The organism is Devosia sp. T2-14 (assembly GCF_055397495.1).
The window spans coordinates 1956126-1976313 of sequence record NZ_AP027921.1; the positions used below are offsets into that span (position 1 = coordinate 1956126).

Consider the following 20188-nt stretch of genomic DNA (forward strand, 5'->3'; position numbering starts at 1 on the left):
CATCTCGATGGAAACCCAGGCGCGGCAAACCTCTACCGATCGCCTGGTCACCGTCACGCTCGATCCCAATACCATCACCTCGATCAATCCCGACGAGGTGCATGAATGGCGCATCGCCATTTATGACCTGCTGGAAGACAATTCCTTCCGCCCGGCGCGCGTCACCGCCACCGGGCCTTTTGCCCTCCACATGTCCATCGTCGGCAATTTCATCGTGCTCGACGTGCGCCACCCCGAAACTTTCCAGCCCATCGCGGCGCATTATCTCTCGCTCACGCCGTTCCGCCGGCTGATCCGCGACTATTTCCGAATCCGCGACGCCTATTACGAGGCGATCCGCTCGGCCCAGCCGTTCCAGATCGAAACCGTCGATATGGCGCGGCGCGGCATGCACAACGAGGCGGCCGAGCTGCTGCGCACGCGGCTCGATAACAAGCTGATCATCGATCTCAATACGGCGCGGCGCCTGTTCACGCTGATCTGCGCTGTGCAGCCCTATGCCAGCCGCATCGACGAGAGCAAAAGCGAGCTGCCCACCGTGCTTTTCGTCTGCTCGATGAATTCGGTGCGCTCGCCCATCGCAGCGGCGCTGGCCCGCCAGGCCTTCCCCGGCAGAATCATCGCCCGCTCGGTGGGCGTGCATGGCGGCAAGGCCGACCAGTTCGTGCATGAGGTGATGGAAGAGATCGGCATTGATATGAGCGTGCATACGCCCCATATCCTTGACGAGCTGGTTGCCAATCATTTCGACCTGGTCATCACCCTGTCCGAAGACGCGCTGGAAGCCGTGGCCCGCAAGGGTCTTGAGGCTGGTGCAGTCGAGTCCTGGACGGTGGCCGACCCCTCTCTGGTAGAGGGTAATCGGGACGTTGTTCTCGCCGCTTACCGCGAGTTGCGCGACAACTTGCGCAAGCGTGTTCGGGAGCGACTCGATCCACTGGTTTCCGGTGGTTCACAAATCCGTTGAATTGAAGTAGGTTCCGGCCAATTTCCGACCCCCGGCCGGCAAATCAATGCCCCATGGGTCCTTTCAGGAGACAGTATGGCGAAGGAAGAAGTGCTCGAATTTCCGGGCGTGGTTACAGAATTGCTTCCCAACGCGACGTTCCGCGTCAAGTTGGAAAACGAACACGAGATCATTGCCCACACGGCAGGCCGTATGCGCAAGAACCGCATCCGCGTGCTCGCAGGCGACAAGGTCCTGTGTGAAATGACTCCATACGACCTGACCAAGGGCCGTATCACCTATCGCTTCAAGTAAGGCTACGCCATGGCCAGCCGTCCGGATCTGATCCTGGCCTCCGCCTCGCCGCGTCGGCTTGCACTGCTCAACCAGATCGGCATCGAGCCTGAGCATCTGGTTCCGGCCCATGTCGACGAGACGCCCGAAAAGGGCGAACTGCCGCGCAAGCTTGCCATTCGCCTCGCCGATCTCAAGGCCCTGACCGCCCAGCATAAGGCGCGCTCGGCCGGCTTCGGTCAGGGCGCGCTGGTCCTGGGTGCTGATACGGTCGTGGCCGTCGGGCGCCGGGTCCTGCCCAAGGCCGAGACCATGGAAGAGGCCAGCGAGTGCCTGCGCCTGCTTTCGGGCCGTGCTCACCGCGTCTATACCGCGCTGACCGTGCTGACGCCATCGGGCGCCAAGCGCCAGCGGCTGGTCGAAACGCGCATCCGCTTCAAGCGCCTCTCCACCCGCGAGATGGAAGCCTACCTCGCCAGCGCCGAATGGCGCGGCAAGGCAGGCGGCTACGCCATCCAGGGCATTGCCGGGGCCTTCGTCGTCAAGCTGTCGGGATCCTATACCGGCGTTGTCGGCCTGCCGCTGACCGAAACCGCGCAGCTGCTTGCAGGCGAGGGGTACCCGGTCCATTTCAACTGGCTCAACCAGTCCACCCTGTCGGGCGTGTGATATGACCACGCCCGCCAAGAAGTGTCCGATCTGCGGCAAGCCCGCGGTCGAGGCCTATAAGCCATTTTGCTCCAAGCGCTGCGCCGACGTCGATCTCAATCGGTGGCTTACTGGCGCCTATGTGATTCCTGCCAGCGATGACGAACCCGCCGGCGAGACCGATGATTCCGTGCCCTACTCGGACGACGACGAGTTCTAAATCGGCACTCGCGCACGCCTGGTGCGAGAAATCTGCAAGAAATCTGCAAGATAACCGCCAGCATGCTGCAAGAAATCTGCCGGTTTCTGCACGATTGCGGCCCATTTTCTGGGGCTTCTGCGTGTGTCGCAGCAAACTCCTTTTCCACAGGCGCTTTTCCCGCTTGCGCGCAAAAAACCCATCCCCTATAAGGCCCTTGGCTTGAAGCCGGGCGGTTGATCCGCCCCGTTGCCCGGGTAGCTCAGTTGGTAGAGCAGCGGATTGAAAATCCGCGTGTCACTGGTTCGATTCCGGTCCCGGGCACCACTTTTCTTCAAATAAATCAATGAATTGTGGTGCTCACTCCGGTTTGCGCAGCACCACGTGGTAGTCGCCCAGCATCAGCGGCAGGCGGCGCAACGTCACCAGATCCAGCCCCCCGATCCCCAGCTCGATCATCCGCGCAATCAAAGGCCGGGACTGACGCAATTCGGACAGGTGCTTGCTGGTGAACGGGTTGCAGTGCAGCACCTCGTATCCGTTGGATTCCGCAAATTTTACAAGCACATGCGGAGTGACGATGGGGTGGTATACCGTGGGAAACGGGTGCATTCCGGGCTTGCCGGCATTCTTGTCCCGGAGCAGCGTGCGGTAGACCCAGACGTGGAACCAGTGCGGGGTATACTTGGTGACCATGCCGAAAAACGAGCCGGGATTGGGCGCCGAGATGAACACCAGCCCGCCCGGCGACAGCGACTCGTAAAAGCGCATCACCGCTTCGTCGGCCGCTTCGAGATGCTCGAGCACATTGTGGCAGACCACGAGGTCGAAGCTATCCGGCGGAAACCGGTAAGTCTCGATGTTTCCTAGTATTTTCTCGTCAGCATACTGGTTGTTATCTAGCTGCACCTCGTCGATATCGACAACCGTGACCCTGTAGCTGTCGAACCGGTCGAGCGGCAGCACTGACACCGATCCGCCCCCGGCCTCATAGACGCGCACCTGTTTGCCGCGGAATTGCGCCACGATCAGATCCTGCACCTGGGCAACCGCCGCCGCGGGCGACATCGCGTCGGCCCCGGCCTGCCGCCGGCCCAGGCTGGTGGCGGTGGTGGTGCCCGATAGTTTAGCGTCCATCTGAAACTCCCTCTCGGTGGCTCCGGCTCTGCGCCGCTGGTCTGGCCTGGCGCAGTGGCGGGCGACTGCCGGCCCGCTGCGTAGCTTTCAGGGGCGCCTCGGCCCTCTCCGGTTCCCGGTCGGCGATCCAAAGCCCGCTGCCGACGAGAAACAGGAAATAGGAATAGGTCCCGTTCCAGAAATGAACACCCCAGCCGGCGATGAAGAACCCCCCCAATGCGATCAGGTAGGCCGCTCGATAGGTGTAGAGTTTCTCGCTGAGATTGCGCCGGAGGCCGGTGCTAGCGGCGCTCGCGGCGACGATCAGGGCGAGCAGGGTCGCGCCGGGTATCCCGAACATGATGGCGTTGTTGAGCCAGAACATGTCGACGCTGGGCGGCATCCAGTAGGGGCGCTCATATTCGTAGAGCCCGATGCCAAACACCGGATGGCGCGCCACCGTCCCCGAGCCATATTCCCAGATCAACAGCCGGTAATAGGCAGACCATGAGTCAAAAAGCGGCGCGTGGCTGATGTAGAAGGAGGCGACTGACTTGCCAGTATAGACGGTGATGAAGACGTATGAGCCCACCACCAAGGCCCACAGGATCTTCCAACGCGATTTGACCCCCTGCAGGATCCAGTTCCAGCCTAATAGAAACGCTTGCACAAACAACGCGCTGATAGGGCCCGAGGACAAAGCCAACATGGAGGTGGCGCCGACAATCATCGTCCGCCCCCATCGCTTCCAGGCAGGTTGCTGATAGCCGAGAACCAGAAAGGTCATCGCGAGGATGCCGCCGCAGAACACGCCGAACAGGATCGGATGCTCGAACGGTCCCTGTACGCGCCGCAGCCCCCAGCGCACATCCATCAGCGTTTCGTCGATGGTTGGCATGACCAGCCCGAACAGGCGCAGCAGCGGCTTGTATCCGGTGAACAGCTCGATCAGGCCAAAGGGCAGCAGGAATACCATGATCCAGAACAGCACTCGGATCATGGCTTCGAACTGCTGCTCTGTCCGGATGAAGCAGCGCGCCAGGAAATAGGGGCCGGCGGTCTCGATGAAGAGAATGCCGCTTGGCTGCAGGCCCGCGCTCACCCCATGATTGACTAGAAGACACACCGCGCCCCAGCCGCAGAAGGCCAGCACGGCGAGATCTGCGAGGCGAATGCGCCCGGCGCCGCCACGCGCCCAGATGACGAGGCACGGCACCAGGGCGCCGAGCAGGATCAGCCGGTAGACCGAAAACCGGAGTGGTCCCACATAGATGATCCACGGGATGACCAGCCCGACCAGAAACAGCATGACCATCCAGTGCAGGCCCTCGGCGTGGACGGCCTCACCGGCCGTCTCGATGCGGGCAACTGGTTGCCGGCGGCGTGCCTGCGCGACAGGAGGCGGCCGCCGCAGTTCGGAGGTCGCTCCTCCGGCGGTACGCATTCAGCGGCCCACTTGCGGCGGCTCCGCAAGGCGGAGTGCCCGGTCCGTATGCGTCTCGATCACCTGCAATGACTCCTGCACAAACTGGCGAGGTCCGCTATCCGCAGGCCCGGCGCCTGACGCAGACGATGGCGGCGACACCCTGCAATGACAATCACTCCTACGAGCTAGCCGGGAGCGCCCGAGGCCCACGCACACCGCGCCTTAACACTCGCCATGCCACTCATTTCGCTTCAGTTTTGATGAGTTGATCATGGCCGCACGCACGCAGTTTTCCCGCCGCACCTTCCTCGCAGGCGGAGCAACCGCGATAGGGCTGGCGGCCATGGGGCCAGCCTGGGCCGAGCAGGCTGCGGCTGCGCCTGAAGCGGCCGCTGAGGGGATCGACCGCTGGGAAATGCTGCGCCGCATCACGGCCGATCACCTCGTGCGGCCGGGCGATAGCGGTTACGAAAAGTCGGCGCTGCCCAACAATCTGCGCTTCCGTGACGTGCGGCCGCAGGGCGTGGCTTATTGCACCTCGCCCGAAATGGTCGCCGATGTGCTGAACTGGTGCCGCGACTATGACGTGCCTTTCGCCATCCGTGGCGGCGGGCATTCCTATTCCGGATTTTCGTCGAGCCGCGATCTCGTGATCGACATGCGCGAAATGCGGACCATCGCCTATGACGCCGAAAGCGGGCGGGTGTCGGTGGGGGCAGGGGCGCTCAACGGCCAGATCTACTCCGCGCTCAACAAAGCCGGGCGCATGCTGACGCATGGCCGCTGCCCGAGCGTTGGCGCGGCGGGGTTCCTGTTGGGCGGCGGCATTGGCTTCAACATGCGGCGTCTGGGCATGGCCTGCGACAGCGTTCGTGGCGCGCAGCTCGTGACTGCCGATGGCGCCCTGCGGACGCTTTCCGACGAAGAAAACGCCGATCTGTTCTGGGCGGTGCGCGGCGGAGCGGGCGGCAATTTTGGTGTCAGTACCGCCTTCACGCTTGAGACCGTTCCGGCGGACCCCCAGCTGACGGTGTTCCGCATGGTCTGGCGCGACAAGACGCTGGCGGTTGCCGAAGCTCTGTTCGCCGCGGCTGACGCCGCGCCTGTCGCGCTGGGCTCGCGCATTTCGCTTGGCGGCGTGACGCCCGACCTGGGTGCGCGTGGACGTCAGGTTCCGGTGACATTGCTGGGCCAATATGCCGGCAGCCGGGATGAACTGATGACGCTGCTTGCGCCGGTCATGGCCGTCGCCGCGCCGGAATTCAGCGACATCCAGGAGCTGCCCTATTGGCAGGGGCAGAACTTTCTGGCCGAGCCCGGCGCTCCCGCGCTGTTCCGCGAGCGCTCCACCTTCCTGCCGGCTGCGCCGGATGCGGCGTTCCTTGAGGAGGCCTTCGAGCAGTTGCAGCGCTGGCCGGGCACCGGCGCGCATGGCGACCTTTTCTTCTTCCAGACCGGCGGACGCATCAACGAGGTCGCAGCCGATGCCACGGCCTTTGCCCATCGCAACAGCCGCTGGTTGTCGGTGGTCGGCATCAGCTGGAGCGACGACGATGCGAGTCGCCCCGGCGTGCTGCCGCCGGCCTTCGACTGGCAGGACGCGTTCTATGCGGAATTGACCCGCAACGGCGGCACCGGGGCCTTCCAGAACTTCCCCGACGCGTCGCTGGTGGATTGGCGTGAGCGCTACTATGGCGCCAATCTGGAGCGCCTGATGCAGGTCAAGGCAAAGTATGACCCTGCCAATCTGTTCCGGCACGGTCAGTCGCTCTAACCGGCATTCCCGTGTTTTTCGGTGGCAAGCTGCCGTTCCCGCAGGGACGGCGGCCGTTTTTCGTCGGGCATGGGCCGCGCCCGATCGTTCATCATAACGGCATCTACGCATAAGGAATGGCTTGAGTTGCTCGCAGATGAACACTAGTATCCTAGTGTAAATCATCTTCTGGGAGGACTCTTATGAATCTTACGCGTCGTGCTTTTGGCACGCTGGCGCTGTCCGGCGTTGCGCTTTCGGTGCTGCCTGTCCGCAGTGCCTTTGCAGATCTCGTGTTCAGCGGCGTTGAAATCGGTTCGGTGACGAACTCGCTGCGCGGAACCTACACCACCCCGCAGACCAGCACGCCCGAAGAGGCGACCGACACCCTGATCCCGCAACTGCAGGCGCTTGGCCTTGGCCTTGTCGAACTCAGCGTCGGCACGTTCCGGCCGACCTACAAGGACGGCGCCACCGACGAAGAAAAGCGCGCCACCCTGCGTGACTTCCGCCTGTCTGGCGCTCTGCAGGACCAGCAGGTTGCCATCCGCAAGAAGTATGACGACGCTAAGATTCGCGTCTTCTCCATGTCCAACGCCTTCTCGGTCGACGTGAGCGACGAAGAAATCGACGCGATGTTCAAGGCCATGGAAGCTTCCGACATCAAGGTGTTCCACAGCGGTTCGACCAAGATGGAAACCGTGCCGCGCCTGGTGCCCTTCGTCCAGAATACGGCATCACCTTTGCCGGCCACCCCCATGGCAATCCCGACCCGAAGGAAATCGGTTCCTGGGAAAGCATGGAACGCGTCATGGAATTCGGCGAGGGCTTCGACCTCTGCCTCGATATCGGCCACTTCACGGCGGCCAATGGCAATGAAGAAGGCAAGGATTCCATCGCCTTCCTCGCCAAGTATCACGACCGGATCACGCACCTGCACGTCAAGGATCGCATGGTCAAGGAAGGCCCGAACGTGCCGCTCGGCGCCGGCGACACGCCGATCATCGAGACCATGCAGATGATCCGCGACAATGGCTGGGACATCCCGGCTTTCCTCGAGCGCGAATATACTGCGCGCCGCATGACCGCTTTCGAAGACGTGCGCCAGCAGCTCGACTACATGCGCAACGCCGTTCAGGGCTAAGAAAAAAGGGCGCCCCACAAGGGGCGCCCATCTCTTTGAAAGGGCAGGATCGTCAAGCGCGGTCCTGCCCTTTGTGTTTTTGTTCTATTGCTGGGGCCGGGCCTCATCGAGCGCCGAGGTGATGTGCTTGTCGAGCAGCGTCGCGGCCAGTTCGGCATTGCCGGTGCGAACGGCCTCGATGATCTTGAGGTGCTCTTGATAGGCAGAGGCGGCGCGGCCGGGAATGGTGCTTTGCAGGCGCAGACGGGCACGATCGACCTGGGACTTGTTGGCCAGCACCAACCGCCAAGCCTCGGGCACACCGGCCAGTTCGGCGAGCAGGGCGTGGAACTCTTCATCGAACTCGAAGAAGGCGATGTAATCGTCGCGCGCGGTGCACTCGGCCTGCAGCGCCAGGACGCGCGAGAGGCGATTGAGGTCCGGGTTTTCCATGGTCGCGAGGCGGCGGATGACGGCGGTCTCAAGTGCGCTGCGGCAGAAAACCGCGGAGAAAATCTTCCGCTCGTCCACCGGCGCAACGATCGAGCCGACCTGCGGCCGCGTTTCGACGAGATTTTCCTTGGCCAGCTGCTGGAGGGCGCTCCGCAACGGCGTGCGACTCACTCCCAAAACCTCCGAAAGCTTGGCTTCGTAGATCGGCGTGCCCGGCGCGATGCGATTTTCGATGATGGCGCGGCGCAGAATTTCGTAGATCTGCGGCGACATCGCCGCCCCGTAGTCAATATTGGCCCGTATCATCGGGTAGCTGCTATCGAATTGATCTGCGTTTTCTGTGTTTTGTTTTTCTTGCATGATCGTAGTCCAAATTGGCGATATTTGTCCCGATTCTCCTGACGGCGTTCGCTAATCCAGGAAGCTTGGGACAAGTAAAACTCAAGATGTGCTATCTTGAGCGGTGGCGCTGCGTGCTGCGCAACTGCCTGTGAATATTTCAGATGAGCTCGTTCCAGGACTATGCCTGCTTCGCGCCATCCTTTCCTCCCGGAATCATTATATCGAAATCGATGCCATGGGGCAATTGTGCACTTGTATAGTAGAGTTCCCAACTCACGATTTACGGACGCAACCCGATTTGGAAATCGCGTCCATCGGCCTTTGGCGATTCAGGCCACTTGCGCCACCTTCTGAGTATGCTAGTATCCTAGTGGGCTAGCACAAGGCTCATTTGCACATATCGGGAGGAAATCGATAATGCACATCCGTAACGGCGCGTTGGCAATGAGTGCCTTGGCGTTTCTATCTGCGACTGCAGGCGTGTCAGCCCAGACCTGGGCTCCTGATCGCCCCATCAATATCATTGTGCCGTGGGGTGCTGGCGGCGCGACCGACCAGGTTACCCGCGTTACCGCGCCGATCCTGGCCGAAGCGCTCGGCGTCGACGTCGTTGTGGTCAACCAGCCCGGCGCATCCGGCGCTGTCGGCACCCAGGAAGTGCTGAACTCGGCACGCGACGGCTATACCCTTCTGGCCACCGGCATTGCCGACGCCGCCACCTATTCGGTGACCGGCCTGCTCGAAGGCACCAAGATCGACGACTGGAATCTCTATCTCAGCGTCGCCAACGTTCCCGTGGTCAGCGTCCCTGCCGACAGCCCCTACAAGAATTTTGGTGAACTGCTCGAAGCCTTCAAGTCCGGTGGCGCAAGCATCACCGTGGCAACGGCTGGCATCAGCTCGGCTGGCGGCACCGCAATCGCCGGTCTCGCAGAAGAAGGTGGCTTCGACTACAACCTCGTCGCCTATGAAGGTGGCGGCCCGGCCACCATCGCTGCCGCTTCGGGCGAAGCCATGGTCACCACCCAGCTCGCTGGCGAGCAGTCAGAACTGATCCGTGGCGGTCGCCTGCGTCCGCTGGCTGTGCTGTCGAGCGAGCCGCTGACCATCAAGGGTGTCGATCCGGTTCCCCCGATCACCGAATGGCTCCCCAACTTGCCGCTCGCCTACAACTACTTCGGCGTGCTGGTTCCCAAGGGTACTCCTGACGAGATCGTCAACACCCTCAATGGCATCTGGACCGAGAAGGTGGCGACCTCGCCTGAGTTGAAGGCCTATGCCGAAGGCTTTGGTGCCCTGTTCACGCCAGCTTCCGGCGCTGAAGCCCGCACCCTGGTTTCCCCAACCGTTGTCGCACAGGCCTGTGCTGCGGTTGAGCGTGGCGCAGCGGTCAATGACCCGTCGACCATCGGCGTCGATTGCGCCACCCGTACCGAGACGATCGCGCAGTAATTTCGAGGGGGCGGAGGCACAAGCCTTCGCCCCTTTGCTTGCTGCCCAAAGGACAAGCCAAAAATGCAAGACGATTCTAGGGAGCAGGCCGTCAGGGCCCGCGCTGACCTTGTCACGTCCATACTTCTGGTCGTGTTGGGTATCTGGATTTTCTACACTTCATACGAAATGCCCCGCCTGGAAGCGCGTGGCGTTCACCCTTCGACCATTCCAGGCCTGGTGCCGATGATCCTGGGCGCTGCGCTCGCCTTGTGTGGTGTGCTGCTCGGCCTGCGTTCCTACAAGATCCCTTCGGCCGGCGGCTGGAGCGGACTGGTAGACCTGTTCAAGACCATGTCTGTAGCTCGCGTCATGGCCTGCATGTTCTTGATCGGCGTCTATGCGCTGGTCCTCGTGGGATGGCTGCCGTTCTGGGCGGCGTCGATGCTCTTCATCTTCGCGTTCATCGTGACCCTCGACCTGATCCTGACCAACCAGCCCGAGCCGGTCCTGCGCTCGCTGATCTGGGCGGCGATCACCGCGGTCCTTGGTGGCGGCGCCATCTACTACCTGTTCGCCACAGTCTTCCTTGTTCGCCTGCCATAAGGAGCAGTCATGCTAGACGGTCTGCTAATGCTTGGGCAGGGTATTGGGTTCTTCCTTACGCCTGCCGCTCTTTTCAACGTCGTCTGGGCCACTCTGCTGGGCCTGGCGATCGGCCTGCTCCCAGGCCTGACGGCCACCATGGGCGTCGCCCTGCTGGTGACCATGACCTACAAGATGGCCCCCGAACAGGCCATCCTGACCCTGATGTGCGTCTATCTCGGCGCCATCTATGGCGGTAGCCGCACGGCTATCCTGCTCAATATTCCTGGCACCCCCGCAAACGCTGCGGCGACGCTGGATGGTTTCCCGCTGGCCCAGCAGGGCAAGGCGGGTCTGGCCATGGGCCTTGCGACCACCTCGTCCACCCTGGGGACGCTCGTCGGCATCTTTTTCCTCGCACTGATCTCGCCGTTGCTTTCAGACGTGGCGATGAAGTCCGGGTCCTACGAGTTCTTCTGGCTGGCGCTGTTCGGCGTCGTGATCTCTGGCCAGATGAGCGGCAGCGATACGCCCCTCAAGGGCTATATCGCCGGCATTATCGGCCTGCTCGTCGCCATGGTGGGCATGGAAAGCCTGCACGCCTACCAGCGCTTCACCTTCGGCATTCCCCAATTGGGTGCCGGCATCGACATCATTCCCGCGATGGTTGGTGCGTTTGGCGTCGCTGAAATCCTCAGCACCATCAAGCGCCGCAACGACGCCAAGGTGATCTCGGTCAATGACCGCGTCGTTCCCCGCCTCGGCGAAATCTTCCGCTACTGGAAGACCATCATCCGTTCGGGCGTCATCGGCACCATCGTGGGCATCATCCCCGGTGTCGGCGAAGACGTCGGCGCGTGGACCTCCTATGCCGCCGCCAAGAAGCTCTCCAAGAACCCCGAGGAGTTCGGCAAGGGTAGTCAGGAAGGCCTGATTGCAGCAGAAACCGGCGACAATGCCGTAGTTTCGGCCGCCATGATCCCGACCCTGACGCTGGCTCTGCCGGGTTCGGCAGCTGCCGCCGTGCTGATCGCCGCCATGTATATCCATGGCATTCGCCCCGGCCCGATGCTGATGGTGGAGAACCCGGAGTTCCTCTACCAGGTTATCGCCATGCTGCTGCTGGCAACGCTGGCCAACCTGGTGTTCGGCCTGTCGCTGACCAAGCTGTTCATCAAGATCCTGAGCGTGCCGCGCGAACGCCTGATGGCCGTGATCGCAGTGCTCTGCGTGGTCGGGTCCTTCGCTGTCACTCAGCGCATGTTCGACGTCTATGTCATGCTCGGCTTTGGCCTCGTCGGCTTCTTCCTCCGCGAGATGAAGTACCCGATGGCCCCGCTGGTGCTCGGCATCGTGCTCGGCGACCTGCTCGACCTCAACCTGCGCCGCGGATTGGGCCTGACCGGTGGCGACTTCACGCCCTTCTTCACCCGCCCGGTCAGCGCAGTGCTCTGCGCGGTGCTGGTGATCACCGTGCTGATGACCATTCCCGCCGTAGGCACCCGCGTCCGAGCATTCATCAAGCACTACACCGGCTCGAACAACGCGGACGAAGGCGTCGCGCCTGCGGCGGCTGGCGGAAACTCCCATTCTTCAAAGGAATAGATGATGAAGATCAACTCTGCATTCCCCATTCGGCTGCACGCCGCTAAGGCACTCGGCGCCATTGCCCTGACGTTGTCGCTGGGCGGCGCGGGCGCATTGGCACAGGATCTGGCGCCGCTGCAGTTCACCGCGGCCCAGGCTGTTGGCGGGTCGGCAAATTATCAGCGCGCCTGCGCCTTGTGCCATGGCGCCGAGCTTGAAGGCATGTCCGCTCCCGCCCTCGCCAGCGACACCTTCTCCTGGCTGGGCCTGCCGGTTGCTGACCTGCACGGCTACATCAAGGAACTGATGCCAGCCGACGCACCCGGATCCCTGTCGGATGCCCAGGTCTCCACCATCATTGCCTACATCGCACAGGCAAACGGCATGGCACCCGGCAGCGTGGCGATCGCCGCCGATCCAGCAGAGCTCGAAGGAATTGCGTTCGGTCAGTAAGGCCGAACGCCACGGTGGGTTGCGGCCCCGGCCGCATTTTATGGAGGACCCCTTTTTATGCTGAACCAAAAGAAGCAGTATCGGACTGTCTTCGCCCTGTCGCTGCTGGCGGGCTCGCTGATGGCGAGCACGGCCATCGCGCAGACGGCGAGCCAGCCCTGGCCGCCGGCTTACAAGCCGCTGCCGGAGAATTTCGGCTATATGGAGCCGACGGATTCGCTCGGCACATTCACGCTGCCTCCGGGCTACAAGATCGATCTGGTCGCCTCCGAGCCTCTGCTTGGCGACGGTATCGTGATGCAGTGGGACTATGACGGCCGCCTGTGGGTGGTCGAAACCACCTTCATGCTCAACATGGAAGAGCTGACCTCTGCCAAGCCGGGCAGCTCCATCGTGATCCTTGAGGACACCGATGGCGATGGCGTCATGGATAGCCGCAAGGTGTTCGCAGAGAACCTGGTGCTGCCGCGCGCACTGCTGATCCTCGAGCCGGGTAAGGTCATCGTTGGTGAGGCGCCCAATATCTGGCTGCTCGAAGACACCGACGGCGACGACGTCGCCGACAGCAAGACTGCGCTGACCGAAAACAACTACGGTGGCGTGGGCGGCTCGATCGAGCACAACCCGAACGGCATGTTCTGGAACATCGATAATCGCATCTACAACGCCTACCTGGATGAAGTGTACCAGTGGAACGGCAAGGAATTCGACGTTTCGCGCGGCATCTCGATCTCCCAGTGGGGCGTGACTGCTGACGACGAAGGTCGCATTCTGCGCCAGGGCAACTCGGCCGCTCCCTCGATGAGCTATGTGCCGGACTACTACTATGGCCGCAGCACCGTGTTTACGCGCAACCGCGGCAACCACGAGTGGATCGGTGGCCCGACCCGCGATGCCAACCGCGTCTGGACCGCCCGTCCGACCCCCGGCGTCAACCGCGGCTATGCTGAAGGCACGCTGGACGAGCGCGGTGCGCTCACCGAGCTGACCTCGGCCGGCGGCGCCGCCGTCAACCGTGGCACCGGCCTTGCACCCGCTGACTATGGCAATGTGTTCGTGCCGGAGCCCGCAGGCAACCTCGTCACCATGAGCTCGCTGAACGATTCCGGATCCGGGATCAACCTGCGCAAGTCGTACGAAAATGCCGACTTCCTGACCTCGACCGAAGAACGCTTCCGTCCGGTGCACACTGCGACCGGTCCGGATGGCGCTTTCTACGTCCTGGATCTCTATCACGGCATCGTTCAGGACGCGGTGTTCATCACCAAGTACCTGCACGACTGGGTTGAAGAGCACGACCTCGGCAACACCCATGGCGCCAATGGCCGTATCTACCGCATCACCCATGAAAGCGGGAAGACCACCGAGCAGATCAAGCTGACCGAAGCGTCGCCTGCGGAACTCGTTGCCCTGCTGGAAAACGAGAACGGCTGGTACCGTGACCATGCCCAGCGCCTGATGGTGGTGCAGCAGAAGATCGAAGCCGTCCCGGCCCTGGTCGAGCTGGTCCGTTCGGACAAGAACGCCATTGCCCGCCTGCATGCCTTGTGGACCCTCGATGGCCTCAAGGCTGTTGAGGCAGACCTCGTGATCGAGGCACTGAACGACGCTGACCGTGAAGTGCGCGCTGCTGCACTGCGCGTTGCCGAGCCCTTCCTGACCGCCGGCAATGCCGACGTGATCAAGGCCTTCCTCGGCACCATCGGCAATACCGGCAATGACTGGCAGGTTATCTACCAGTTGGCCGCTTCCGCCGGTGAACTGGACGATGCCAATCGTCTCGATGCCTTGGTCTCGATCATCGACACCTATGGCCGTGACTATATCGCTCTCGACGCCGCGCTGAGCGGTGTGCATGACGATGAGGTGGTGGCCCTGTTCGATCGTCTGCTGGCGCAGAAGAGCCGCTATACCGGTATCGCCAACGCCCTGACGACAGTCGCTACCGGCATCACCCGTGTCGGCACGGCCGAAGACGTCGCGCATATGCTCGACGCCGTCGCCGGTGCTGATCTGGAAGCCTGGCAGGTCGATGCCGTCCTGCTCGGCATGGAAGTCCAGCTGGCCGGTGCTGCCGATCCTGGCAAGCCGGCAGCCCTGCCGCGCGGCTTTGGTGGTTCCTGGAACGTTGGCACCTTCGGTGACCGCGCATTCCCGGACTTCAACGCACAGTCGAGCGCTGCCGACCGCGAAGCCGCAGCTACCCTGGCCGCCCAGCGGGCCGCCAACGCTCCGGCACGGCCTGAATCGGCCCTCGCTGAAGTGGACGGTATCCCGACTGTGACGCTGGGTGCCGAGCCTGCCGCCTTCATCGCCCTCGGCGAGGACGCTGCACTGGCTCCGCGTATCACGGCCGTGACGGCTCTGATCAAGTGGCCGGGCAAGGCTGAGTAAGACACGACGATCCCGGATCAAGTGGGGGAGGGGCTTCGGCCTCTCCCCTTTTTGTTGGCTGCCACGCTGGGGTGCCGACGGAAACGCCAGTCAAAAAAATCCCCGCCACGGGAGGAGCCGGGCGGGGCAAGTCAGGGAGAGCTGGAGGAAAAGTTATCGTCAGGCGGCGTTGGCTCGTTGGATGGCCACGGCCGGTGTCTGGCTGAGCAGGGCAGCGAGGTGCTCCCTGATCTGGTCTTTGGCCGACTGAGGATATTGTGCGGGGTCGCCGAACACGGCAGCGAGCGCCAGGAAACTCCCGAGCAGCCCGTCTGCCGTGTCGCCGCCGCCGAGCAGCGCCACCGACAGGTCGGTGTTGAGCGGATCAAGGATCGGCTCGCGCCCCTGCCCAAGCTGGTCATGCAGCTGGGCGATCCAAGCGGCGACGGTGAGGGTGAGGCAGTTGACCGGCAGGCCGCCAGCAAGCCGGTCACGCATCGGGGCCAGAATGCGTTGCGGCAGCTTCTGGCTGCCATCCATGGCGATCTGGCGCAGGCGATGGTTCAGCGCGGGATTGGCGAAACGTTCGAGCAGGCTGTCGCGGCAGGCGTGGAGGTCGACACCAGGCAGATGCAGGGTCGGGATGACCTCGTCGGTCATCAGCCGGTGCAGCAGTGCACGGATATTGGCGTCGCCGACGGCTTCCGAAACCAGCTCGTAGCCGGCCAGCAGTCCCAGATAGGCGATGGTGGAGTGCGAGCCGTTGAGCATGCGCAGCTTCATGTGCTCAAAGGGCTCGACGTCATCGGCCATCTGCACGCCATGGGCTTCCCAGGCGGGCCGGCCGGCAACGAACCTGTCTTCCACCACCCATTGGCTGAACGGCTCGGTCACCACCGGCCATGCGTCATCCAGCCCGGTGAGGGCAGCGATGTCGGTCCGGTCCGGATCGGTCGTAGCCGGCACGATGCGGTCGACCATCGTGGAAGGGAACGTCACGTTCGCCGCGATCCAGGCCGCCAGTTTGGGATCAAGTTCGTTGGCGTATTCGATCATCACGCGCTCGGCGACCCGGCCATTGCTGGGCAGGTTATCGCAGCTGAGTACGGTGAAGCCCTTCAGCCCGGCGTCGCGCCGGCGCTGCAGGGCCGCGACGATCACGCCCGGCGCACTGCGCGGCGACGTCGGATTGGCCAGGTCGCGCACGATGCCGGGATGGTCCAGCCGCAAGGCGCCGCTGGCTCCGTCGTGGCAATAACCCTTCTCGGTCACCGTAAGTGAGACAATGCGGATTTCGGGCGCTGCCATCTGGGCGATCAGGGCATCGGCGCTTTGCGAGGCGTCGATAATGCCAAGGATCGAACCGACGATGCGGGTCCTGGTGCCGGAGGCATCACGCACCGCCACGGTATAGAGATAGTCCTGCGGTTCGAGCGCCTGCTTGGTATCGGGGCGGCGCAGATTCGCCCCGATAATGCCCCAGCTGGGATCGGTCCCAAGAACGGCATCGACATAGCTCGCCATGTGGGCGCGGTGGAAGGCGCCGATGCCGATATGGACAATGCCCGGGGTGACCGCGCTGCGATCATAAGCGGGCAGGGCGACGGCACCGCTCGCCTGCGTCAGGCTGGATTGGCTGAGTGTGGCCATGTGTCTGTTCCTCCCGATGTCACGCCAGGGCGTGCATCACCCCCCGCAACTCGGCCAGGCCCTTGAGGCGGCCAATGGCGGGATAGCCCGCGCGGGCGCCGCGCTGCGCGTCATCGAGCAGGTCGTGCCCGTGATCGGGGCGCATCGGAATCTGCCAGTCTTTCCGGCCTTCCGCCTTGCGGCGCTGCTGTTCGGCCATCAGGGCCTTGACCACGGCGACCATGTTGACGTCGCCACCAAGGTGATCGTCTTCAAGGAACCCGGTCGGCACGCCGCTGTGATAGCGGGTGACGTTGCGCAGGTGGGCGAAGTGGATCTTTGACCCCAGCCGCTCAACCATGCCGGCAATGTCATTGTCTTCACGCGAGCCGAGCGAACCGGCGCATAGCGTGATGCCATTGGCCGGGCTGTCGACGGCTTCCACCATGCGGCGGTAATCGTCTTCAGTCGACATGACCTTGGGCAGGCCAAGCAGCGAGAACGGGGGATCATCGGGGTGGCAGCACAGCCGCAGGTCGAGCTTTTCGGCGGTGGGAACCACGGCCTCCAGGAAGTCGAAGTGATTGCGCCGCAGGCGCTCGGTGTCGATGTCGCTGTAGCGGGCGAGGGCGTCGCGCAGGGTCTGGATGGTCCAGCTTTCCACGGCGCCGGCAAGCCCGGCAATGATGGCATCCGACAGCGCCTCGCGCTGTTCTTCGCACATGCCAACGATCCGGCGATCGGCTTCGGCAACGATGTCTGCCGGGAAGCCGTCGCGGGCTCCGGCGCGGCCGAGCAGGTGAATATCGAACACCGCGAAGTTGGCGAGATCGAAGGTCATCGCCGTGCCGCCATGGGGCAGCACGAAGCGGTGGTCGGTGCGCGTCCAATCCAGGATGGGCATGAAATTGTAGCACACGACTTCAAGGCCCGAGCGGGCGATATTCTCGAGGCTCTGGTTCCAGTTGGCCAGGTGGTCTCGCCACGCACCGGACTGCGTCTTGATATCTTCGGAGACTGGAAGGCTCTCGATGACTTCCCATTCCATCCCGGTCGGACGGCCATCCGGCAACATGCGTGCCTCGGCCTGCCGCCGCTGGATTTCGTCGAGTGACCATACCTGTCCGGGTGGTAGATGATAGAGCGAGCACACCAGCCCCTCTGCTCCGGCCTGCCGGCTATCCAGCGCGCTGACCTTGTCTTCAGGCCCAAACCAGCGCCAGGTCTGCCGCATAAGCATAGTCATCTTCTCTCCTCCTAAATGCACCTTTGAGAGCGTCTCAGCAGACCCTGCTACGGCCTTCTTGCGACCCTATTCGAACTAGGATACTAGAATACGTAGTGAAGCGCGGGCAAGTTGGCAAGCGCGGACGGCACAACCAATTCACAGCTGGCGGAGGAAATATGATCGGTGTTGGAGTTATTGGCGTGGGGATGGTGGCAGACATCCATTCCCGCGCGCTGCGCGACATTCAGGATATCGCTCGGGTTGTGGCGGTTTATGACCGCGATACCAAGCGCCTGAACGAATTCTGCAGCATGCGCGATCTGCCGCCCGCAGACAGTCTCGAAAGCCTTCTGGTCAATCCGGACGTGCAGGCGGTCATTATCCTGACCCCGCCCAACGTGCGCCGCGATCTGGTGGCCCAGGCCGCCGCCGCAGGCAAGCATGTGCTGCTGGAAAAGCCGATGGAACGCAACACGGCGGGCGCCGAGGAACTGGCCGAGATCGCCCGCGCAGCCGGCGTCACGCTGGGCGTGGTGTTCCAGCACCGTTTCCGCGACGCCTCGATCAAGCTCACCCAACTGATCAAGGACAACATGTTTGGCGAGCTCGCCAGCGCCAAGGCCAATGTGCCGTGGTGGCGCCCCCAGGCCTATTATGATGAACCGGGCCGCGGCACCTATGCGCGTGATGGCGGCGGCGTGCTGATCAACCAGGCGATCCATACGCTCGACCTGCTGCTGTCCTTCACCGGCCCGATCACCAGCGTCACCGCCATGATGGGCACGACGCGCCTGCATCGCATGGAAGCTGAAGACTTCGTGGTTTCCGGCGTCAAATTCGCGTCCGGTGCCATGGGGGCAATCACTGCGACCACTGCCGCCTTCCCAGGCGGCGCTGAGTCGATCACCCTCGAATTCGACCAGGCTTCGGCCCATCTCGAATCGGGCGTGCTGGTGATCACCCATCACGATGGCCGCACCGAGACCTTCGGCGAGGCCGCCGGCACTGGTGGCGGCGCAGATCCGATGGCCTTCCCCCATGATTGGCACGCCTCGGCCCTGCGTGATTTCTTCGAGGCCTTGCATGCTGGCCGCCAACCGGCTGTCAATGGCGATGAGGCTCTGAAGGTGCACCGCCTCATCGACGCGATGACGCTGTCGTCGCGCGAAGAACGCACCGTAAAGATGGACGCGTAAGCCGCAGATGAACAAGTCAGACGTTGTGGTCGGGGTGATCGGGATCGATCACCGCCATATCTACGGCATGCTCGAGGGCATGCTGTCCGCCGGCGCGCGGGCCAAGGGCTGGTGGACCGAGGGTGAACCAGCGCCCCTGGCCGGTTTCCTCAAGCGCTTCCCCGACATGTCCCGGATCGAAGAGCGGCAGGCGCTGCTCGACGACCCCGAGATCAACCTGGTGCTGATTGCCGCGCCACCCCACCAGCGCGCTGCCCTCGCCATCGAGGCGATGGAAGCGGGCAAGGATGTCATGCTGGACAAGCCCGGCTGCATCTCGTTCGAGCAACTCGACCAAATCCGCGCCGCAGTCGAAAAGACCAAGCGCATCTGGTCGGTGGATTTCTCTGAGCGGTTCGAAGTGCCCGCAGCGATCAAGGCGCTGGAAATGGTGCGCGATGGCGCGGTTGGTCGTGTCATCCAGACCCTGTCGATGGGCCCGCATCGCCTCAACCGTGCGACCCGTCCGGACTGGTTTTTCGACAAGACCCTCTATGGCGGCATCCTGGGCGATATCGGCACGCACCAGATTGACCAGTTCCTGGCCTTCACCGGATCGACTGACGCGCAGATCGTGGCGGCCACGACCGGCAACTTTGCCAATCCCGGCGATCCGCTCTTTGAGGATTTCGGCGAGCTGCTGCTGCGCAGCGACCAGGCGCAGGGCTATGCGCGTCTGGATTGGTATACGCCCGATGCTCTCTCCAACTGGGGCGATGGACGGCTGACGGTGCTGGGCACCGAGGGCTATATCGAGTTGCGCAAATATGTCGACGTCGAGGGGCGGCCGGGCACCGACCACCTGTTCCACGTCGATAACAAGGCATCCCGCTACATCGACTGCTCCAAGGTTCCGCTGACCTATTTCCGGAACCTGGCTGCCGACGTGCTGGACCGCACCGAAACGGCCATGTCGGTCGAACATGCCTTTACCGTATCGCGGCTCGCCCTTGAGGCGCAGCGCGTGGCGACCTTCCGAACCCTGCAGGAATGAAGCCAACGGGAGCGCGTTCGCGCGCTCCCGCCTCTTTTCCAATGCCTGTGCACCAACCCCGCGCGGCCCCATCTCCCGATCTTGCCAATGCTAGAAACTCTAGGATACTAGTATTGACTGGGATGGGAGGTCTCACGAATGAATTGGTCCGGCAGCGATGAAGGCGCCCAGGTTTTGGCGCCGACCCCAGCCAACCTGCGCGATATGGCACGCGCCGCCACAGTGGTTGCGGGTGCGGGGCTGCTCCTGTCTGTCACGGGCCTGATCGTTCGCCCGGCGCCATTTTCGCTGGCCGGGTGGCTCGCCGCCTGCGCACTCAACGCCGCCCTCCTGATCATCTGCGCCCGGCGCGCACAACTGCGGTAGCGGAAAG

At 63.0% G+C, this 20188-nt stretch carries 20 protein-coding genes and 1 tRNA gene; 15 read left to right on the forward strand and 6 right to left on the reverse strand.

What is annotated here, in order from left to right; translation table 11 throughout:
* The first annotated feature begins 7 nt into the window (after positions 1-7).
* From ACZ5WT_RS09620 to ACZ5WT_RS09640, 5 genes are all read left to right on the forward strand, one after another.
* Positions 8-967, forward strand: coding sequence for a UPF0262 family protein (locus ACZ5WT_RS09620; protein WP_464283575.1), 960 nt, complete (start codon positions 8-10; stop codon positions 965-967).
* A 75-nt stretch (positions 968-1042) separates the two neighbouring features.
* Complete coding sequence (infA, locus tag ACZ5WT_RS09625; RefSeq protein ID WP_035082742.1) at positions 1043-1261, forward strand: translation initiation factor IF-1; 219 nt, start codon at positions 1043-1045, stop codon at positions 1259-1261.
* A 9-nt stretch (positions 1262-1270) separates the two neighbouring features.
* On the forward strand, positions 1271-1909 hold the full coding sequence (locus ACZ5WT_RS09630; RefSeq protein ID WP_464283576.1) for a Maf-like protein: 639 nt from the start codon (positions 1271-1273) through the stop codon (positions 1907-1909).
* A gap of 1 nt (position 1910) precedes the next feature.
* Positions 1911-2108: a DNA gyrase inhibitor YacG gene (yacG, locus tag ACZ5WT_RS09635; RefSeq protein WP_464283577.1), complete on the forward strand. Its 198-nt coding sequence runs from the start codon at positions 1911-1913 to the stop codon at positions 2106-2108.
* A gap of 230 nt (positions 2109-2338) precedes the next feature.
* Positions 2339-2414: transfer RNA gene (locus ACZ5WT_RS09640), tRNA-Phe, on the forward strand.
* Positions 2415-2447: 33 nt separating this feature from the next.
* On the opposite strand, the gene ACZ5WT_RS09645 is transcribed toward ACZ5WT_RS09640, so the two are convergent.
* Positions 2448-3224, reverse strand: a complete 777-nt coding sequence (locus tag ACZ5WT_RS09645; RefSeq protein ID WP_464283578.1) for a class I SAM-dependent methyltransferase — start codon at positions 3222-3224, stop codon at positions 2448-2450.
* Positions 3214-4647 (reverse strand): O-antigen ligase family protein, encoded by a 1434-nt coding sequence (locus ACZ5WT_RS09650; RefSeq protein ID WP_464283579.1) that lies wholly within the window; start codon positions 4645-4647, stop codon positions 3214-3216. Before ACZ5WT_RS09650 ends, ACZ5WT_RS09645 begins: the two co-directional genes overlap by 11 nt.
* 253 nt (positions 4648-4900) lie before the next feature.
* Here ACZ5WT_RS09650 and ACZ5WT_RS09655 point away from each other — a divergent pair, with 253 nt between their 5' ends.
* Positions 4901-6403, forward strand: a complete 1503-nt coding sequence (locus ACZ5WT_RS09655; protein ID WP_464283580.1) for an FAD-binding oxidoreductase — start codon at positions 4901-4903, stop codon at positions 6401-6403.
* A gap of 161 nt (positions 6404-6564) precedes the next feature.
* Here ACZ5WT_RS09655 and ACZ5WT_RS09660 read toward each other — a convergent pair whose 3' ends face one another.
* Entirely contained in the window at positions 6565-7059 is a 495-nt protein-coding gene (locus ACZ5WT_RS09660) for a hypothetical protein (protein WP_464283581.1), read from the reverse strand.
* 104 nt (positions 7060-7163) lie between these two features.
* Between ACZ5WT_RS09660 and ACZ5WT_RS09665 the strand changes: the two genes are divergently transcribed.
* The gene (locus ACZ5WT_RS09665) at positions 7164-7526 is read left to right on the forward strand and encodes a sugar phosphate isomerase/epimerase family protein (protein ID WP_464287183.1); all 363 of its coding nucleotides are present in this window, start codon (positions 7164-7166) and stop codon (positions 7524-7526) included.
* Between the two features lie 84 nt (positions 7527-7610).
* Here the strand turns inward: ACZ5WT_RS09665 and ACZ5WT_RS09670 are convergent, their stop codons facing one another.
* Positions 7611-8264, reverse strand: a complete 654-nt coding sequence (locus ACZ5WT_RS09670) for a GntR family transcriptional regulator (RefSeq protein ID WP_464283582.1) — start codon at positions 8262-8264, stop codon at positions 7611-7613.
* A gap of 453 nt (positions 8265-8717) precedes the next feature.
* Between ACZ5WT_RS09670 and ACZ5WT_RS09675 the strand changes: the two genes are divergently transcribed.
* The 5 genes from ACZ5WT_RS09675 to ACZ5WT_RS09695 all read left to right on the forward strand — a co-directional run bounded on the left by ACZ5WT_RS09675 (position 8718) and on the right by ACZ5WT_RS09695 (position 14750).
* Positions 8718-9752, forward strand: coding sequence for a Bug family tripartite tricarboxylate transporter substrate binding protein (locus tag ACZ5WT_RS09675; RefSeq protein WP_464283583.1), 1035 nt, complete (start codon positions 8718-8720; stop codon positions 9750-9752).
* 63 nt (positions 9753-9815) lie between these two features.
* The gene (locus ACZ5WT_RS09680; RefSeq protein ID WP_464283584.1) at positions 9816-10337 is read left to right on the forward strand and encodes a tripartite tricarboxylate transporter TctB family protein; all 522 of its coding nucleotides are present in this window, start codon (positions 9816-9818) and stop codon (positions 10335-10337) included.
* A gap of 9 nt (positions 10338-10346) precedes the next feature.
* Positions 10347-11921 carry a tripartite tricarboxylate transporter permease gene (locus ACZ5WT_RS09685; protein ID WP_464283585.1) on the forward strand — a complete coding sequence of 525 codons (1575 nt, stop codon included), beginning with the start codon at positions 10347-10349 and terminating at the stop codon, positions 11919-11921.
* 3 nt (positions 11922-11924) lie between these two features.
* Entirely contained in the window at positions 11925-12356 is a 432-nt protein-coding gene (locus ACZ5WT_RS09690; protein WP_464283586.1) for a c-type cytochrome, read from the forward strand.
* Between the two features lie 57 nt (positions 12357-12413).
* Entirely contained in the window at positions 12414-14750 is a 2337-nt protein-coding gene (locus tag ACZ5WT_RS09695) for a DUF7133 domain-containing protein (protein ID WP_464283587.1), read from the forward strand.
* Positions 14751-14909: 159 nt separating this feature from the next.
* On the opposite strand, the gene ACZ5WT_RS09700 is transcribed toward ACZ5WT_RS09695, so the two are convergent.
* A complete protein-coding gene (locus tag ACZ5WT_RS09700; protein ID WP_464283588.1) occupies positions 14910-16379 on the reverse strand; it encodes a mannitol dehydrogenase family protein in 1470 nt (489 codons plus the stop codon).
* 19 nt (positions 16380-16398) lie between these two features.
* Positions 16399-17592 carry a mannonate dehydratase gene (uxuA, locus tag ACZ5WT_RS09705; RefSeq protein WP_464287184.1) on the reverse strand — a complete coding sequence of 398 codons (1194 nt, stop codon included), beginning with the start codon at positions 17590-17592 and terminating at the stop codon, positions 16399-16401.
* A 170-nt stretch (positions 17593-17762) separates the two neighbouring features.
* Here uxuA and ACZ5WT_RS09710 point away from each other — a divergent pair, with 170 nt between their 5' ends.
* The 3 genes from ACZ5WT_RS09710 (at position 17763) to ACZ5WT_RS09720 (ending at position 20181) form a co-directional block, all read left to right on the forward strand.
* Positions 17763-18782: a Gfo/Idh/MocA family protein gene (locus ACZ5WT_RS09710; protein WP_464283589.1), complete on the forward strand. Its 1020-nt coding sequence runs from the start codon at positions 17763-17765 to the stop codon at positions 18780-18782.
* 7 nt (positions 18783-18789) lie between these two features.
* On the forward strand, positions 18790-19815 hold the full coding sequence (locus tag ACZ5WT_RS09715) for a Gfo/Idh/MocA family protein (RefSeq protein WP_464283590.1): 1026 nt from the start codon (positions 18790-18792) through the stop codon (positions 19813-19815).
* A 138-nt stretch (positions 19816-19953) separates the two neighbouring features.
* Positions 19954-20181, forward strand: coding sequence for a hypothetical protein (locus ACZ5WT_RS09720; protein WP_464283591.1), 228 nt, complete (start codon positions 19954-19956; stop codon positions 20179-20181).
* The last annotated feature ends 7 nt before the right edge of the window (positions 20182-20188 follow it).

What these genes read in the sequence shown, in the direction of transcription:
- ACZ5WT_RS09620 (WP_464283575.1), top strand. Translation starts at nt 8, where the DNA reads ATGGAAACCCAGGCGCGGCAAACCTCTACCGATCGCCTGGTCACCGTC.
- infA (WP_035082742.1), top strand. Translation starts at nt 1,043, where the DNA reads ATGGCGAAGGAAGAAGTGCTCGAATTTCCGGGCGTGGTTACAGAATTG.
- ACZ5WT_RS09630 (WP_464283576.1), top strand. Translation starts at nt 1,271, where the DNA reads ATGGCCAGCCGTCCGGATCTGATCCTGGCCTCCGCCTCGCCGCGTCGG.
- yacG (WP_464283577.1), top strand. Translation starts at nt 1,911, where the DNA reads ATGACCACGCCCGCCAAGAAGTGTCCGATCTGCGGCAAGCCCGCGGTC.
- ACZ5WT_RS09645 (WP_464283578.1), bottom strand. Translation starts at nt 3,224, where the DNA reads ATGGACGCTAAACTATCGGGCACCACCACCGCCACCAGCCTGGGCCGG.
- ACZ5WT_RS09650 (WP_464283579.1), bottom strand. Translation starts at nt 4,647, where the DNA reads ATGCGTACCGCCGGAGGAGCGACCTCCGAACTGCGGCGGCCGCCTCCT.
- ACZ5WT_RS09655 (WP_464283580.1), top strand. Translation starts at nt 4,901, where the DNA reads ATGGCCGCACGCACGCAGTTTTCCCGCCGCACCTTCCTCGCAGGCGGA.
- ACZ5WT_RS09670 (WP_464283582.1), bottom strand. Translation starts at nt 8,264, where the DNA reads ATGATACGGGCCAATATTGACTACGGGGCGGCGATGTCGCCGCAGATC.
- ACZ5WT_RS09675 (WP_464283583.1), top strand. Translation starts at nt 8,718, where the DNA reads ATGCACATCCGTAACGGCGCGTTGGCAATGAGTGCCTTGGCGTTTCTA.
- ACZ5WT_RS09680 (WP_464283584.1), top strand. Translation starts at nt 9,816, where the DNA reads ATGCAAGACGATTCTAGGGAGCAGGCCGTCAGGGCCCGCGCTGACCTT.
- ACZ5WT_RS09685 (WP_464283585.1), top strand. Translation starts at nt 10,347, where the DNA reads ATGCTAGACGGTCTGCTAATGCTTGGGCAGGGTATTGGGTTCTTCCTT.
- ACZ5WT_RS09690 (WP_464283586.1), top strand. Translation starts at nt 11,925, where the DNA reads ATGAAGATCAACTCTGCATTCCCCATTCGGCTGCACGCCGCTAAGGCA.
- ACZ5WT_RS09695 (WP_464283587.1), top strand. Translation starts at nt 12,414, where the DNA reads ATGCTGAACCAAAAGAAGCAGTATCGGACTGTCTTCGCCCTGTCGCTG.
- ACZ5WT_RS09700 (WP_464283588.1), bottom strand. Translation starts at nt 16,379, where the DNA reads ATGGCCACACTCAGCCAATCCAGCCTGACGCAGGCGAGCGGTGCCGTC.
- uxuA (WP_464287184.1), bottom strand. Translation starts at nt 17,592, where the DNA reads ATGCGGCAGACCTGGCGCTGGTTTGGGCCTGAAGACAAGGTCAGCGCG.
- ACZ5WT_RS09710 (WP_464283589.1), top strand. Translation starts at nt 17,763, where the DNA reads ATGATCGGTGTTGGAGTTATTGGCGTGGGGATGGTGGCAGACATCCAT.
- ACZ5WT_RS09715 (WP_464283590.1), top strand. Translation starts at nt 18,790, where the DNA reads ATGAACAAGTCAGACGTTGTGGTCGGGGTGATCGGGATCGATCACCGC.
- ACZ5WT_RS09720 (WP_464283591.1), top strand. Translation starts at nt 19,954, where the DNA reads ATGAATTGGTCCGGCAGCGATGAAGGCGCCCAGGTTTTGGCGCCGACC.